Here is a 14,372-nt window from a genome sequence, read left to right on the forward strand (position 1 = left end):
CATGACGGACATCGAGAACCGGGACGTGAAGCGCCCGGACACGCAGACATCGAAGCCGGACCCGCAGACGGAGAAGCCGGACCTGCGTACGGGTACGGGTCCGGGTACGGGCACCGACAAGGCCGACCCGCGCGCGGAGAAGCCGGCCGGCACCCCCGCCGTACCGCCGCCGTCCGCCCCGCCGGCCCCCGCCCGGCCCCACGAGGCCCGGCCGTCGTCGGACCGGTCCTCCGAGCGGTCCTCCCAAGGGATCGCGCTGCTCGCGCAGGACGAGCGGGACAAGCTCACACTGCGGCTCCAGCACGCCGTCACCGGGTTCGTGGACGGCCCCCAGGACTCCGTCGAGGAGGCCGACCGCGTACTGGCGGAGGTCACCGAGCGGTTCACGGAGGCCGTGGAGCGCACCCGCCGGACCGTACGCGGGTCCTGGCAGTCCGGCGGCGACACCGGTGACACCGAGAAGCTCCGCCTCGCCCTGCGCGACTACCGGGAACTGGCGGAACGCCTGCTCCACAGCTGAGACGGCCGAGCCCCCCGGCTACTTCGCCCGAGCCTCCCGCCACTGCCGTACGACCTCGTCGACGTCGTACGGCTTGAGGCCCAGCGGGGGGCCGGGCGGCGGCTTGAACATCATGTCGCGGATCTTGGCGTTGATCTCCGTCAGGATCCGGCGGACCGCCCCCTCGGAGGGGGCCTTGTGCGCCGCCGCCAGCGCGTCCTCCGCCTCCTTGCGCAGGGCCAGCGTCGGCGGCAGGACCGACAGCCCCTCGCGGGCCATCTTCTGCTTGACCCACCACAGTTCGTCGTACGAGGTGTCAGGACCCTCGGACAGTGGTTTGCCCACTCCGGGAAGCTCGGCGAACTCCCCGCGCGCCTCCGCCTCGCGGATCTGTCTGTCGACCCAGGACTCGAAACTCACACCAGTTGGTTTGCGTTCGGTCATGTGTCCATTGTGCCGGACCTCGCACAACCGGACGATGGGGCGATTTATCATGCGGCGGCGGTACGGCAACATGGCTGCCGTACAGGTATTGCTCATCTGAAGGAGCGCACGTGCTCGAACTCACCATGGCGACCGTCTCCGGGACGGAAGCCGGCGCCACGGCCGGCATGCTCATGGCCGAGGCGCCCAGCGAACCGGGGGCCATCATGCGGGTGGGCCGGGACAAGGCGGTGTGCCGTCTCGTCACCCCCGACGACTGGCTGTTCGTCTCACGGGTCCACCTGGAGTTCCTGTGCGGCCCCGACAACACCTGGCACCTCTCGTGGCTCCAGGGCTCCCAGTCCGACCCGTCCTCCGAAGTCCGGCTGGTGGTCGGCGAGTACGCCCAGACCGTGCCGTACGGCGGGAGCGTGCCGCTGCCCCGGGGCGGTGCCGGCGAGATCATCGTCCAGGACCGCACCGGGCCGCGCAGCGTCAACGTGGGCTTCTACCACGAGGGTTGAGGCCGGGCGGGGCTCCTGGTCAGGCCACGACCCGCGCCAGCGCGAAGCCGTCGTACCCCTTGCTGCCCACCGTCTGGACCGCCGTGCCGCTCAACCTCGGGTGCTCGGCGATGAGTTGGAGGGCGGCGCGGGTGCCGCGCACGCTCGGGTCGGTGGAGTCCGGGTCGGTCACCGCGCCCTCGCGCACCACGTTGTCGACGATGATCAGGCTGCCCGTGGTGGTGAGCCGCAGCGCCCACTCCACGTAGTGCGGGTTGTTGACCTTGTCGGCGTCGATGAAGACCAGGTCGAAGGGCTCGGGGTTCTCGTCGGCCAGCTTGGGCAGCGACTCCAGGGCGGGGCCCGTGCGCACCTCGGCGATGGTGTCGAGGCCCGCCCGGGCGAGGTTGCGGCGGGCCACCTCGGCGTGTTTCCCGTCGTACTCCAGGGTGACCAGCCGGCCGTCGGCCGGGAGCGCGCGGCCCAGCCAGATGGTGCTGTAGCCGCCGAGCGTGCCGATCTCCAGGATGTTGCGGGCGCCCTGGATCTGGGCGAGCAGCTGGAGCAGCTTGCCCTGGTTCGGCGCGACGTTGATGTGCGGCAGCCCCTCGGCGTCGCTGTCGCGCAGGGCCGCCTCCAGGGCGTCGTCGGCCGGGGCCAGGAGGGTGGTGAAGTAGTCGTCGACGTCATCCCAGCGCTGGGAGTCGCTCATGAGAGCCGTACCTTCCGTTCGGGACCGAGGTGCGAAGTGCGAAGTACGAAGTGTGTGCCGAGTTATTTGTAGCCCTCGCGGGCGACCACGTCGGTGATCTGCGCCCCGTCGAGTTCGCTGATCGTCTCGCCCGCACGCGGGTCGCGGGCGTGCAGCGTGTGCAGCAGCGGGCCGTGCGGCGAGCCCAGGTCGACGAGCGTGGCCGAGGCCCCGCGCACCGCCCGTCCCGTGTCCGGCGGACCGGTCAGGTCGATCCGGTTGTACACCCCCGGCGTCACCCACACCGGCACCGCCTCCAGGAACCCCATGAGCTGGACGTGGAAGTGCCCGCACAGGATCAGCCGTACGTCGCTGCCGCGCACGGCGTCGGCCAGGTCCGCCGGGTTGCCCAGCCCCAGCGCCTTCTGGAGCGCGTTGTCGAGGGCGACCGGCGGATGGTGCAGCACGACCGTTGTGCCGTGCCGTGCCGGGGTGCGCAACAGCTCGCGCAGCCAGGCCAGTTGGGCGGCGCCGAGATATCCGTACACCTTGCCGGGGACGAGCGAGTCGAGCGTGACGATCCGGTGGCCGTCGACCGTGCCGGCCGCCGCCAACTCGCCCTCGGGGGAGGAGAACCGGGCGTCGGCCCGGTCCTGTCCCGCCGCATCCAGGTGCCCGCTGCCCAGCGCCTTCGCGAAGGCCGTGCGTTCGTCGTGGTTGCCGGTGGTGCAGAACACCGGGATGCCCCGCTCCCGGGCGAACGCGCCCACGAGGTCCCGTACGACCGCGTACTCCTCGGGAGCCCCGCTGTCCGCGAGATCCCCGCTGACGACGACGGCCCCGAGGCCCGTGAGATGACGTGCGTCGGTCAGCATCCGGTGCAGCGACTCGGTGGTGTCGACGCCGTGCCGGTTGGGTGCGCCGGCGTGGTTGATGTGCGTGTCGGAGAGATGCAGGATCCGCATCCGGTCGACGCTACTCCCGCCCGCGTGCGGGGAGCCGGGAATTCCGGGTGAGGCCGGGCGGGGAGCGGTCGGACGGACCGTGGTCGTCTTCGGGCGGGTGGTGTCCGATCCGGCCTGAAACCGGACGGTTTTCCGTCTCTGTGTGATCTGGGGTGTGACCGGGGGAGGGAACCTGGCCCCGGGCCGACTATCGTCGTCCGGACAAAAGCCAGGGGTCTCTCAGGTAAAGAGGGGGTTGCTCGCGTCTCACATCGGAGGCGGTGCGATTCTCTAGGGATTCGTACAGGATGAGACGCGTGGGACGCATGGTGCCCATGGGGCGTACGGGACGAATGGGCGGGAGGCCTACGGCGCGTGGCAAACGCAGAGCACGGTGGTGGAGCGGGAGGTGCCTTCGGAGTGGGCGCCGCCGGGACGGCGCAGGCACGGCTGAAGGCGGCCCGCGTGGCGCTCTGGCTCTTCGTCGCCGTCCTCGCGGTACGACAGGTGGCCGCCGTCCTCAGTACCCCGAAGGCGGACCGGCTGACGGATCTGGAGACGTGGGTCGGCCCCGACGGCGTCCTGCATGTGAACGGCTCGCTCTACGACTCGACGCAGTTCACGGGCACACCCTTCGGCGGACTCGTCCTCAAGCCGCTCACCCGGGCCGCCGAGCAGGCCCTCGGCTGGGGCTGGACCTTCGGCTCGCTGCTCCTGGTCGTCGCCCTCGGCGCGGTCGCCGCGCGTGCCCTGCCGAAGCCCGTGAGCCGCCGTACCGCGCTGCTCGCCGCGCCCGTCGCGATCAGCCTGCTGATGCTGTCGCTGCCCGTGCGCAACGCCCTCCACCTCGGCCAGACCAGCATCATCCCCGTCCTGCTGGTCCTGCTCGGCTGCTTCGTCGCCCGTGAGGAACGCGCCGCCGGCGCCCTGATCGGCCTCGCGGCGGCCCTCCAGCCGACCGTGCTGCTGTTCGCGCCCCTGCTGTGGTTCACCGGCCGGCGCCGGGCCGCCGCCTCCGCCGGGATCACCTTCGCCGCCTGCACCGCGCTCGCGTGGATCACGATGGCGGACGACTCCTACACCTACTGGGTCCACCACATGGGCGGGGTCGGCCTCGGCGGCGCCGCCGACGACCTCGCCAACCAGTCCCTGCACGGCGCGCTGCTGCGGCTGGGCGTCGAGGGGCCGCTCGAAATCACGCTGTTCCTGATGCTGGGTGCCGGGGTCGCCGCCCTCGGTCTGCGGCGGGCGGTGCGGTACGCGCAGGACGGTCAGCTGCTGCTGGCGGTCGCGATCACCGGCTGCGCCGCCATCGCCGTATCGCCGACCAGCTGGCAGCACCAGCTGCTGTGGGTGCTGCTCGCGGTCGTCGGGCGGGTCGGCAAGCGGGCCTCCGACCGCTACATGTGGCCGGTCGCCGTCGTCATCGTGATGACGCTGCCCGCCAAGATGGTCATCCCGAACATGGGCGCGCTGTACCCGGTCCGCGACAACATCGTGCTGCTGGCCGCGATCGCCGCCGCCACCGTCGTACCGTTCCTGTCCCGGACCTCGGAGTACTACCGCTCGCCGATCCCGACGGACTACGCGGCGCCGGTCCCGGCCCGCTTCAAGAACGTCCCGCTGCTGCCCTTCATGCGCCGGGTGCTCACCCGCCCGAACCTGCTGCTCGAACTGCTGCTGATCCGGGTCACGTACGCCGCCTACCAGAAGGTCCGGCTCGCCGCGACCGGCGGGACGACCACCGGCGGGCGGTCCACCGCCGAGGCCCACGGCCACCAGATCCACGACATCGAGAAGTTCCTGCACATCGACATCGAGCACTGGGTCAACCACACGGTCGTGAAGGTCGACTGGCTGCGGAACTTCTTCGACTTCTACTACACGTCGTTCCACTTCGTGGTGCCGCTGAGCGTGCTCGGCATCCTGTACTGGCGGCGGCCCGTCGACTACCGGTGGGCCCGCGCGTCCCTCGGGTTCGCCACGCTGCTCGCCCTGGTCGGGTTCTGGCTCTACCCGCTGGCGCCGCCGCGACTGATGCCGGGCCTCGGCATCATCGACACCGTGCACGGCGTGCAGGACTTCTCCAAGCCGGACTACGGCACGCTCACCGCCCTGACCAACCAGTACGCCGCGATGCCCTCGCTGCACTTCGGATGGTCGCTGTGGTGCGGGCTCGTCATCGCGATCGTCGCGCCCAAGTGGTGGATGAAGGCGCTGGGCCTGCTGCATCCGTTCTTCACCGTCTCCGCGATCGTCGCCACCGGCAATCACTGGGTGCTGGACGCGGTGGGCGGCGCGGCGGTCGTTCTCGCCGGGTTCGGGCTGTCGTACGTGTTCATGGGGCCGCGCGCCCGTACGGTCCTGGCGGCGGCGGAGAAGGACGACGAGCCGCAGCTCACCTCGGCGGCGCCAAGCCGGAACTGACCGGGGACGGGTACCGGGAGGGTCACTCGGAGCGGGGCAGCGCCAGCCGTTCCTGGAGCCTGGCGTGGCGGAACTGGTACACGGGGCCCGTCGCCCGCAGGAGGTTGCGGCGGCGGGCGTCCTCCAGGAAGGCCATCAGGCGTACGGGGGTGCCCTCGGTGGCGGAGAGCTGTACCGCGGTCATGGCCGTGGCGACTCCCAGATTGGTCACAGGGCCCGATGCGAGGCCCACCCAGAGACCCGCGCCCAGGCCGAACGCGGCGCTGGTCCAGAAACCGCGCTGCCAGAGGGAGACGGGCACGATCAGCAGGGCGACCGAGAGGCCGACCGCCAGACCGAGCAGGAGCCGCAGCCTGATGTGGTGCAGCCACACCTCCCGGGGGCCGACGGACCGGCTGTCCACCACGGGCGGGGCGGTGTGGTCGTGGTCCTGCTTGACATCGTCGAACCAGCGCTTCGCGCCACGGCCGCGGAAGTTCCCGGCGACGAGTTCGATGCCGCGGCCGTAGATCAGGGTCGTGGCGAAGCCGGTCGGAATCGTGGAGAGGAAGCAGAGCCAGGCGGGCAGGCCGGGGTCCATCAGTGGCACGACCCCGAGGCACAGCCAGATGGCGACCGCCGTCACGAGCCACTGGATGACGCCCCGCCGGACGGCCGTACGACCGAATATGTCCCGCCATCCGGCGCTCGGCAACGGCTGCGGATCGCCGCTGCGGAGGCTGAGCAGCCCGCCCGCGCACCCGGACGCGATCGCGGAGGCGGGCCCCATCACGCCCGCCCACACGGGACCCGACAGCCGCAGGGACAGGAAGAAGGTGGCCACGCCGTACAGCAGACCGACGACGGTTCCGACGGCGATCGCCCGGGGGCGGCGGTCCGTCCAGCTGGGGATGTGCCACCAGAGCAGGTCGCGCGTGCCCTGCTCGGTGAGGCGGACGGCCAGATGACGCAGGGCCCGGTCGGCCGCCTCGGGGGAGTGCCGGGGGCGCGGCCGTCCCGGCCGGGCGGTGTACGCGGCGATGACGGCGTGGTCGAGGAGATGGTCCTCGACGGCGCGGGGCGTGGGGAAGCGGGCGGGGTCGAGGAGTTCGTCGACCGGGTCGTCGTCGCCGTAGACGTCACGGAGGAGGCTGATGGCGAGGGGGCTGGAGAGGGCACGGGCGACGGCGCTGCCGGGTGCGGCGAGCAGCGTGTGCGTGAGTGCCGCCCAGGCGGGCGGGGGCGGCTCGGGGAGTGGGCCGAGGAGATGGGCGGCGGCGTCGGCGGGGCGCACGGGAAGGATCTCCAGCGCCACGGCACCGCTCAGCCGGGCGCGCCTGGAGGCGAGCACGGCCTCCTTCGAGCGGGACACGAGGACGAGGCGGAAGTCGGCGGACTCCAGCGCGCTCACCATGGCCGTACGCAGCTTGCCGCCGACCTCGTCCAGGGCGTCCAGGAACAGCGCGACACGGCCGGACTCCAGCAGTTCGCGCGCGCGGACGCGGCCGCCCCGGCCCCGGAACAGGGTGTACTCGCGGGACAGTCGGTCCGCCGCCCAGTCGGCCGGGCTCTCGGTGGCCGGGTCCCAGCCGTGCAGCGACAGCATCACCGGCACGGGGACGAGGCGACGGAGGTCGGGCGAGGCGGTGTTCGCGCGGTACCGGAGCGCGTCGAGGAGCAGGAGCACGGCGGCGGCCGTCTTGCCGGCCGCGGGCGGGCCGACGAGGAGGAGCCGCCCGGAGGCCAACCCGCCGTAGACGGCGTGCAGTTCGCCCGGACCGCCGCCCTCCCGCAGGCCGTCGCGGGTGGCGGGGGCGAGCCCCGGCAGCGGGGCGAAGCGGGCGCGGGCGCCCTCGGCGGTGGCGCCGGTGACCCGGCCGGCCACCTTGCGGTCGCTCACCTGCCAGCGGACGGGCAGCGGAGCGGGTTCGAGAAGCCGGCGGAGTCCGGCCTCCCGCTCCCACTGGCGGCGCACGACGGTGGCCAGTTCGTCGGCCGCCGCGTCGAGGGGAGAGGGAGAGGTGACGTCGTAGCGGACGTTCATGGTGTTGCCGGTGCCGACCTGGAGGGCGGTGGGGCCGTGGAAGGTGTTGCCCTTCAACTCCGTTGGCCCGCCTGGGGTGTTCGGATTGTCCGTCTTTTTCGGCTTGGCGGGTGCTTCGGTCGGTCTGTCCGGGTCGGTGTCGGTCATCCGGTGGATCCGAAGTGGACGTCCTGGTGGTTGTGGTCGCCCACCTGGACCGCCGTGGGGCCGTGGAAGGTGTTGCCGGACACCACACCCCGGCCGGACTGCTCCGGCGTCGACTCCTCGGCCAGCGCCCGGAGTTCGGCGACGAGGCGGTCGCGCTCGGGCTGCTCCAGACTCTCCAGCAGCGACTCGAACCGCCCCTGCCAGAGGCCGACTTGAAGGTCCCGGACCCGCCCGGACTCCTCCTCGCCGGCGGCGTCCAGTACGGCGGCGGTCTGGTCGAGCCGCTCCAGCGCGTCGTTCTCCCGCGCCGGATCCCCACGGCCGATGATCCGGGCGCACCGGTCCCGGAACGCGGTCCACAGGTCCGAACTCGCGCTCTGCACAACCGTCGTGCCCGCCGCGGCGGCCGCCGCGATCATCGCCTCTGCCAGCATCCTCGGTCGCTCCCTTGATCCATACCGATGACGGGACCTTAGTTCACGGTGCCGTGTGGGGGCGTCGGTGTCGCCGCCAGGAGCCGGTACTCGGTGGGCGACAGTCCATAGGCGGTGCGGAAGGCACGGCTGAAGTGGGCGGGGCGGGGCAGGCCCCAGCGGGCGGCGATGGTGTGCACGGGCACGGCGCGCAGGGCCGGGTCCGCCAGGTCGCGGCGGGCGCCTTCCAGTCGCCGGGCGCGGATCCAGGCCGCGACGGTCTCACCCTGCGTCCGGTCCTGCGTCTGGTCCTGGAAGAGGCGGTGCAGATAGCTGACGGAGATGTGATGGGCGGCGGCGATCACGGGCGGGGTGAGTTCCGGGTCGTGGAGGTTCTGCCGGATGAACGCCCGTATGCGTACGGTCAGCGTTCTGTCGCGGATCTCCGGGGGCAGGGTCGCCTCGGCGTCGAGCACATGGGCGAACCAGGCCAGCAGCAGGTCGAGCAGGGCGGTGCCCAGGCGTGGGGCGTCGGAGGGGCGGAGGGAGTCGGCCTGCTGGTTCAGGCCGGTGAGGAAGCCGGTCAGTACGGCGCCCACACCGTCGCGTCCCGACATCCGTCTGCCGAGGAGGTCCCGGACCTGGTCGGGTGACGCGGGCAGCAGTGCTTTGGGGAACTCGACCCCTACGCCTGTGACCATGCGCCGGTCCTGGTCCGCCGGGGGTCGGACGTCGTACGGCCGCGAGGTGTCGATCACGTACAGGTCCTGCGGGCCGTGGGTGTCGGTCCGGCCGGCGTGGTCGACTCCCAGGCCGCCGCCGAGCACCAGGGAGAGGTGGTACAGCTCCGGGTCGGACCGTCGCACCATCCTGGCGTCGCGGTGGAACCGGGTCGGCCGGAACGAGGCCGGCCACACCGTTACCGGGCCCAGCTCCAGCAGGCGCTGTTCCGCCCAGAAGTCGGTGGTGTACTCGCTGCTCATGTCGCTGGGGGCGTGGGTTCGGCCGACCAGCTCCCGCCAGTAGTCGAAGCGGTGCTCCGGGGGTACGTCGTCGCTGCGGAACACTGTCCCGATCATCGTGCGTCACCCCGGTCCCGGTTGCCTTGCTGGCTTGAACTGGTCTGTCCGAGAGCGTAGTTGTTCGTTGGGTGCGGGCCCGGTGGGGGCTGGTCGCGCCCACGCGGCGGAGCCGCAAATTGATACAGCCCCGCGCCCCTGAAGGCGCTCCGCGCCCCTGAAGGCGCTCCGCGCCCCTTAAAGACCCTCCGCGCCCCTCGACAGAAGTGCGGGCAGGTTCAGGGCCCGTCGGTGCGAGCGGGCCAGTATGCGCGCGCACTCGATCGGGTTGTCCCGGACCGGGCCGCGCGTGACCGCTGCCCCCATCGCCTTCGCCCTGCGCAGGCGGTGGTCGTGCAGGAGGATCACGAAGCGGGTCAACGGGCGTTGTTCCTCCGGGAGTTCGGCGATGATCCGCGTCGCCTCGCGGAGTGTCGCGTGGGCCGTCGACGCGGTGGCCGAGAGGAGGGAACGGACGCCTGGGAGGTCCCTGCCCTGCTCCAGGTCCTCTCGTTCGACGCCGTGTTTTTCCAGGTCGTCCGTCGGGAGGTAGAGGCGCCCGTCGCGGAGGTCCTCGGCCAGGTCGGTGAGGAAGTCGGTGCGTTGACAGGCGTCGGCGAGTAGGCGGCAACTGTCCGCGTACGCCTGGCTGCCGCCTCCCGGCATCGACAGGCCCGAGGTGATCATCAGGAACGGCCAGGTGAGCGTTTCTATGTACGCCTGGTAGTCGTCCTCCGTCGTGAAACCGGCGAAGTCCAGGTCGATCTGGGCGCCGACCAGGTACGAGTCCACCCAGGAGCGCGGGAGTTCGCGTTTCTCGGCGGTGTGGAGGAAGGCCCGGAGGAGAGGGTGGCTTGCCCTGCCCGTGTCCAGGGCCGTGCGCACCTGCTCGGCCCAGCCCGCGTAGCGGCGCGTGCGCTCCGGCACCGTGCCCTTGTCGCAGAGGTCGTCAGTGAACGACGCGAACGCGTATCCGGCGAGGATGTGGGGCTGGAGGCGGTCCGGGATCAGCAGCCGTACCGCCAGGTGGCCGGCTGGTTCCCGGCTCAGCATGAACTGCTTGGCCTTCAGGTAGGCGGCGCGGTCGGAGCCGCTGGTCACTCCCGCCGCGTCCAGACAACGTTGCCAGGATCGCACCGGCACGCCTCACCGTCGTAGTTGCAATTGCAGGTGAAGTGTACGGGCGGTGCTGGGCGGAGGCAGGGGCGGGGCGTAGGGGTCAGCCCCTGCCTCACGTCGGGACGGGCCGGCGGCGCCGGGAGGCCGCCGGCCCGAGTCTGGTGGGGCGGGGGTCAGCCGGCGCTCACCTGGAGTTCCTTGATGCCGTTGATCCACGCCGAGCGCAGGCGGCGCGGGTCTCCCGCCAGGGTGAGGCCCGGCATCGCGTCGGCGAGCGCGTTGAAGATCAGGTCGATCTCCAGGGCGGCCAGGGACTTGCCGAGGCAGAAGTGCGGGCCTCCGCCGCCGAAGCCGAGGTGCGGATTGGGGTCGCGGGTGATGTCGAAGACGTCCGGGGAGTCGAAGACCTCGGGGTCACGGTTGGCGGAGGAGTAGAACAGGCCGACCCGGTCGCCCTCCTTGATCTTCTGGCCGCCCAACTCCGTGTCCTGGGTGGCCGTCCGCTGGAAGGAGACGATGGGGCTCGCCCAGCGGACGATCTCCTCGGCGGTGGTGGACGGGCGTTCGCGCTTGTACAGGTCCCACTGGTCGGGGTGGGTGAGGAAGGCGTGCATGCCGTGGGTGATCGCGTTGCGGGTGGTCTCGTTGCCCGCGACGGCCAGCATCAGGACGAAGAAGCCGAACTCGTCCGAGGCGAGGTTGCCCTCGTTCTCGGCGGCCACCAGCGTGGTGACGATGTCCTTCGCCGGGCACTGCTTGCGATCGGCGGACATGTTCATGGCGTACGCGATGAGTTCCATGGCCGACTCCTGGCCGACCTCCTCGGTGATCGCGTACTCCGGATCGTCGTACGAGATCATCTTGTTGGACCACTCGAAGATCCTGAGCCGGTCCTCCTGCGGGATGCCGATCAGCTCGGCGATGGCCTGGAGAGGCAGTTCGCAGGCGACCTCGGTGACGAAGTCGAAGGGGCCGGTGCGGGCGGCGGCGTTCGCGGCGATGGCGAGCGCTCGGTTGCGCAGGTTGTCCTCCAGAGCGCGGATCGCGCGCGGGGTGAAGCCGCGCTGCACGATCTGGCGTACGCGGGTGTGCTCGGGCGGGTCCATGTTGAGCAGGATCAGCCGCTGGGCGTCGATCGCGTCCCGCTCGATGTGCTCGTTGAAGCGGATGATCGCCGTGTTGGTGGTGGACGAGAACAACTCCGGGTGTGTGGACACGTACTTGACGTCCGCGTGCCGGGTCACCGCCCAGTAGCCCTCGTCGGCGAAGCCCGCGACACCGGGGTGCTGGGGCACCCAGTGGACCGGTTCGGTGGCGCGCAGCTCGGCGAACTCCGGGAGGGGCACGCGGTGTTGGAGCACATCGGGGTCGGTGAAGTCGAACCCTGCGGGCATCGCGGGGCAGTGCGCCATCGGAAACTCCCGTCATCTGAACAGTATCTGACGGTCCATCAGGAATAGTGGTGCCGTGAAGGTAGTAACGGGTTCTACAAGAGGCAAGGGGCACGACGAACCCAATTCCGGGCGCCACTTGTGGTATCGGGCGCTGCAAGGGGGTTGCGGTGTCGGACGGCCCGTCAGCAGACTGCAAGCAGAACTAGAACGCGTACTAGTTCTGCGTGGCGGGTGGCCGGGACGCCCGCGCCGCGCGGGTGACCTGAGGAGAGGAACTCCCCATCATGGCCGCGGAACCCGTGATCGTCGAAGCCGTACGCACCCCCATCGGCAGGCGCGGCGGCGCGCTCGCCAACCTGCACCCCGCCTATCTGCTGGGCGAGACCTACCGCGAGATCCTGGGCCGCACCGGCATCCCCGCCGACTGTGTCGAACAGATCGTCGGCGGCGCGGTCACCCAGGCCGGCGAACAGTCCGCCAACCCCACCCGCACGGCCTGGCTGACCATGGGCCTGCCGTACGAGACGGCCGCGACGACGGTCAACGCCCAGTGCGGTTCCTCCCAGCAGGCCTCGCACATGGTCGCCAACATGATCTCCGCGGGCGTCATCGACGTCGGTATCAGCTGCGGGGTCGAGGCCATGTCGCGGGTGCCGCTGGGGTCCGCCTCCAAGCACGGTCCGGGCAAGCCCTTCCCCGACGAGTGGAACGTGGACCTGCCCAACCAGTTCGAGGCGGCGGAGCGGATCGCCCGGCGGCGGGGGCTGACCCGGGAGAACGTGGACGGGCTGGGGCTTCTCTCGCAGGAGCGGGCGGCCGTCGCGTGGGCCGAGGAGCGGTTCAAGCGGGAGACGTTCGCCGTCCAGGTGCCCACCACGGAGGAGGAGCAGGGCGCCGGGCAGGGCATGTGGCGGCTCGTCGACCGAGACGAGGGGCTGCGGGACACCTCCGCGGAGGCGCTGGCCCGGCTCAAGCCGATCATGCCGACCGCCGTGCACACGGCGGGCAACTCCTCCCAGATCAGCGACGGTTCGGCCGCGCTGCTGTGGGCGTCGAAGCGGATGGCCAGGGCGCTGAAGCTGCGGCCGAGGGCACGGATCGTGGCCCAGGCGCTGGTCGGCGCCGACCCGCACTTCCATCTGGACGGTCCCATCGACGCCACGCGCGCGGTGCTCGGCAAGGCGGGCATGACCCTCAAGGACATCGACCTGATCGAGATCAACGAGGCGTTCGCCTCCGTCGTACTGAGCTGGACGCAGGTCTTCGGACAGGACCTGGACAAGGTGAACGTGAACGGCGGGGCCATCGCCCTCGGGCATCCGGTCGGGGCGACCGGCGCCCGGCTGATCGCCACGGCGCTCCATGAACTGGAGCGCGCGGACAAGGAGTTCGCCCTGATCACCATGTGTGCGGGCGGGGCGCTCGCCACGGGGACGATCATCCAGCGGCTGTGACAGCGGCTCCGACAGCGGCTCTGAGATTCTGAGAGAAGGTCACCCTAAGAAGTAGGGATCACCCGCAGAGGGGGGTGTCCTGACGTTTTCCTGTGCCCTGCGCATCCATTGAATTACCGTGCGTGAGACTCCATGGGTGCCGCAGGGAAGGGCGCGATGTCACAGCGACCACAGCGACGTACGGTGACCAGTCGCAGTCAGGAGCCACGGGCCCGGTTCGCCGAGGAGCTGAAGGCGCTGCGGGAGAAGCGCGGGGACAGCCTGCGGCAGCTGGGCGACAAGGTGGGCTGGGACTTCTCGCTCTTCGGGAAGATGGAGCACGGCCACACGCTGGGCAGCGCGGACGTGGTGCTGGCGCTGGACCAGTACTTCGGCGCCGACGGGTTCCTGGTGGCGCTGTGGGAGCTGGCGCTCGGTGACAAGTCCGAGTTCAAGGAGCAGTACCGCGAGTACATGCAGCTGGAGTCCGAGGCGGTGAGCCTGTGGCACTTCGGCGTCACCAGGATTCCGGGCATGCTCCAGACCCGTGGCTACGCGACCGAGGTGCTCGCGGCGGGCGACATCCGGGGCGCGGAACTCGTCCAGCAGGTCGAGGCGAGGCTCGGCCGGGCCGAGCTGCTGACCGGGGAGGGCGGGGGCCCGCACTTCCGCACCATCCTGTACGAGGCCGTCCTGCGCGTGGCGCTGCGTGAACGGGGCGCGTGGCGCGAGCAGTTGGAGTATCTGCTGAAGCTCTCCGAGCTGCCTTACGTCACGATCCAGGTGCTCCCGTTCAGTGCGGGGCCGTGCAGTCTGGACAGCACCGACGTGATGTTCATGAAGCTGCCGGACGGCCGCACGGTCGCCTACGTGGAGACCGCCCACTGGGGTGAACTCGTCCAGGAACACGCCCCGGTCGAACGGTTGCAGCACGCATACGATGCGCTGCGCGACCTGGCTCTGTCCCCTGCCGGGTCGCGCACGTACATCGGGCAGCTGCTGGAGGAAGTGTCGTGCGTTCCATCGACCTGAAGGCCGCGACGTGGCGCAGGAGCAGCTACAGCAACTCCGAGGGCGGCCAGTGTCTCGAAGTCGCCGACGACCTGCCCGTCGTACCGGTCCGTGACTCCAAGAAGCCGGACATTCCCGCCCTGATATTCCGCGCCCCGGCCTGGGCCTCCTTCGTGGCCGCCGTTCGAACCTGATCGAAACCCTGTGCGTACGCACGGGCTGGGCTAGCCTCGTTCTGCCGGCTGGGAAGCCGGGCGAACTGGCTTACGCAGCACATTACTTCGGGG

General features: G+C 70.8%; 14 protein-coding genes. 6 read left to right on the forward strand and 8 right to left on the reverse strand.

Annotation, left to right across the window (positions count from 1 at the left end; genetic code table 11):
- Position 1 precedes the first annotated feature (1 nt).
- Entirely contained in the window at positions 2-520 is a 519-nt protein-coding gene (locus OG787_RS35300; RefSeq protein ID WP_405537920.1) for a hypothetical protein, read from the forward strand.
- Between the two features lie 18 nt (positions 521-538).
- On the opposite strand, the gene OG787_RS35305 is transcribed toward OG787_RS35300, so the two are convergent.
- Entirely contained in the window at positions 539-943 is a 405-nt protein-coding gene (locus OG787_RS35305; RefSeq protein WP_405537921.1) for a DUF1992 domain-containing protein, read from the reverse strand.
- 110 nt (positions 944-1,053) lie between these two features.
- Here OG787_RS35305 and OG787_RS35310 point away from each other — a divergent pair, with 110 nt between their 5' ends.
- Positions 1,054-1,446, forward strand: coding sequence for a hypothetical protein (locus OG787_RS35310; RefSeq protein WP_235479480.1), 393 nt, complete (start codon positions 1,054-1,056; stop codon positions 1,444-1,446).
- 19 nt (positions 1,447-1,465) lie between these two features.
- On the opposite strand, the gene OG787_RS35315 is transcribed toward OG787_RS35310, so the two are convergent.
- On the reverse strand, positions 1,466-2,137 hold the full coding sequence (locus tag OG787_RS35315) for an O-methyltransferase (RefSeq protein WP_369034520.1): 672 nt from the start codon (positions 2,135-2,137) through the stop codon (positions 1,466-1,468).
- A 62-nt stretch (positions 2,138-2,199) separates the two neighbouring features.
- Positions 2,200-3,081 (reverse strand): metallophosphoesterase family protein, encoded by an 882-nt coding sequence (locus OG787_RS35320; protein ID WP_405537922.1) that lies wholly within the window; start codon positions 3,079-3,081, stop codon positions 2,200-2,202.
- A gap of 354 nt (positions 3,082-3,435) precedes the next feature.
- Between OG787_RS35320 and OG787_RS35325 the strand changes: the two genes are divergently transcribed.
- Positions 3,436-5,487: a bifunctional glycosyltransferase 87/phosphatase PAP2 family protein gene (locus OG787_RS35325; RefSeq protein WP_405537923.1), complete on the forward strand. Its 2,052-nt coding sequence runs from the start codon at positions 3,436-3,438 to the stop codon at positions 5,485-5,487.
- Positions 5,488-5,509: 22 nt separating this feature from the next.
- Here OG787_RS35325 and OG787_RS35330 read toward each other — a convergent pair whose 3' ends face one another.
- The 5 genes from OG787_RS35330 to OG787_RS35350 form a co-directional block, all read right to left on the reverse strand.
- Positions 5,510-7,657: a hypothetical protein gene (locus tag OG787_RS35330; RefSeq protein ID WP_405537924.1), complete on the reverse strand. Its 2,148-nt coding sequence runs from the start codon at positions 7,655-7,657 to the stop codon at positions 5,510-5,512.
- Complete coding sequence (locus tag OG787_RS35335; protein WP_405537925.1) at positions 7,654-8,091, reverse strand: hypothetical protein; 438 nt, start codon at positions 8,089-8,091, stop codon at positions 7,654-7,656. The genes OG787_RS35330 and OG787_RS35335 overlap by 4 nt, the downstream gene beginning before the upstream one ends.
- 38 nt (positions 8,092-8,129) lie before the next feature.
- On the reverse strand, positions 8,130-9,149 hold the full coding sequence (locus tag OG787_RS35340; protein WP_405537926.1) for an AraC family transcriptional regulator: 1,020 nt from the start codon (positions 9,147-9,149) through the stop codon (positions 8,130-8,132).
- Positions 9,150-9,326: 177 nt separating this feature from the next.
- Positions 9,327-10,265, reverse strand: a complete 939-nt coding sequence (locus tag OG787_RS35345; RefSeq protein ID WP_405537927.1) for a phytoene/squalene synthase family protein — start codon at positions 10,263-10,265, stop codon at positions 9,327-9,329.
- A 155-nt stretch (positions 10,266-10,420) separates the two neighbouring features.
- Positions 10,421-11,659, reverse strand: coding sequence for a cytochrome P450 (locus tag OG787_RS35350; RefSeq protein ID WP_405537928.1), 1,239 nt, complete (start codon positions 11,657-11,659; stop codon positions 10,421-10,423).
- Positions 11,660-11,925: 266 nt separating this feature from the next.
- Here OG787_RS35350 and OG787_RS35355 point away from each other — a divergent pair, with 266 nt between their 5' ends.
- The 3 genes from OG787_RS35355 to OG787_RS35365 all read left to right on the forward strand — a co-directional run bounded on the left by OG787_RS35355 (position 11,926) and on the right by OG787_RS35365 (position 14,279).
- Positions 11,926-13,095: a steroid 3-ketoacyl-CoA thiolase gene (locus tag OG787_RS35355; protein WP_369034512.1), complete on the forward strand. Its 1,170-nt coding sequence runs from the start codon at positions 11,926-11,928 to the stop codon at positions 13,093-13,095.
- A gap of 156 nt (positions 13,096-13,251) precedes the next feature.
- Entirely contained in the window at positions 13,252-14,106 is an 855-nt protein-coding gene (locus OG787_RS35360) for a helix-turn-helix domain-containing protein (protein ID WP_405537929.1), read from the forward strand.
- Positions 14,088-14,279, forward strand: coding sequence for a DUF397 domain-containing protein (locus OG787_RS35365; RefSeq protein WP_369034510.1), 192 nt, complete (start codon positions 14,088-14,090; stop codon positions 14,277-14,279). Before OG787_RS35360 ends, OG787_RS35365 begins: the two co-directional genes overlap by 19 nt.
- Positions 14,280-14,372: the final 93 nt, after the last annotated feature.

The sequence above is a fragment of the Streptomyces sp. NBC_00075 genome (assembly GCF_045041225.1).
In the GTDB taxonomy this organism is placed as follows: Bacteria; Actinomycetota; Actinomycetes; order Streptomycetales; family Streptomycetaceae; genus Streptomyces; species Streptomyces adonidis.